The following is a 796-nucleotide window of genomic DNA, read 5'->3' as shown; positions in this document are numbered from 1 at the left end:
TTACGTCGTGAAGTATCTATGAACATCAAGCGTCTAATGGACCTTGGCTGTTACCGTGGACTTCGTCACCGTCGCAGCTTGCCTGTACGTGGACAGCGTTCTAAAACGAATGCTCGTACTCGTAAAGGTCCGCGCAAAGCAATCAAGAAATAGGGTAAGAGATAATGGCTAAAACTCCAACTCGTGCTCGCAAGCGCGTTAAAAAGCAAGTTGCTGATGGTATGGCTCATATCCATGCTTCTTTCAACAACACAATCGTAACTATTACAGACCGTCAAGGTAATGCGCTTTCTTGGGCAACTGCCGGTGGTTCTGGTTTCCGTGGTTCTCGTAAATCTACTCCGTTCGCTGCACAGATTGCTGCTGAACGTGCTGCTGAAGCGGCTAAAGAGTATGGTCTTAAAAACGTTGAAGTTTTTGTAAATGGACCAGGACCTGGTCGTGAATCTTCGATTCGCGCACTAAACGCGGCGGGTTTCCGTGTAACTAATATTACTGACGTTACACCAATCCCACACAATGGTTGTCGTCCGCCTAAAAAACGCCGCGTGTAATCACGACGTTTCAAGGTAACTGGAGAAAGAACAATGGCAAGATATTTAGGTCCTAAGCTTAAGCTTAGCCGTCGCGAAGGAACAGATCTTTTCTTAAAATCTGGCGTCCGTGCGATTGAATCTAAGTGTAAAATCGATAATGCACCAGGTGTTCACGGTGCACGTAAACCGCGTCTGTCGGATTACGGTTTGCAATTACGCGAAAAACAAAAAGTACGTCGTATGTACGGTGTGCTTGAAAA

At 46.1% G+C, this 796-nt stretch carries 2 protein-coding genes and 1 pseudogene; all 3 read left to right on the top strand.

What is annotated here, in order from left to right; translation table 11 throughout:
* A partial coding sequence (rpsM, locus tag CXF72_RS00450) for a 30S ribosomal protein S13 (RefSeq protein WP_101036067.1) occupies positions 1 to 153 on the top strand: 153 nt, incomplete at its 5' end.
* An 11-nt stretch (positions 154 to 164) separates the two neighbouring features.
* On the top strand, positions 165 to 554 hold the full coding sequence (rpsK, locus tag CXF72_RS00445; protein WP_011770888.1) for a 30S ribosomal protein S11: 390 nt from the start codon (positions 165 to 167) through the stop codon (positions 552 to 554).
* Between the two features lie 33 nt (positions 555 to 587).
* Positions 588 to 796, top strand: a pseudogene (gene rpsD / locus CXF72_RS00440) (30S ribosomal protein S4); the annotation flags it as partial.

This window comes from Psychromonas sp. MB-3u-54 (genome assembly GCF_002836415.1).
Lineage (GTDB): Bacteria > Pseudomonadota > Gammaproteobacteria > Enterobacterales > Psychromonadaceae > Psychromonas.
This window is presented reverse-complemented; position numbering and strand designations above follow the sequence as displayed.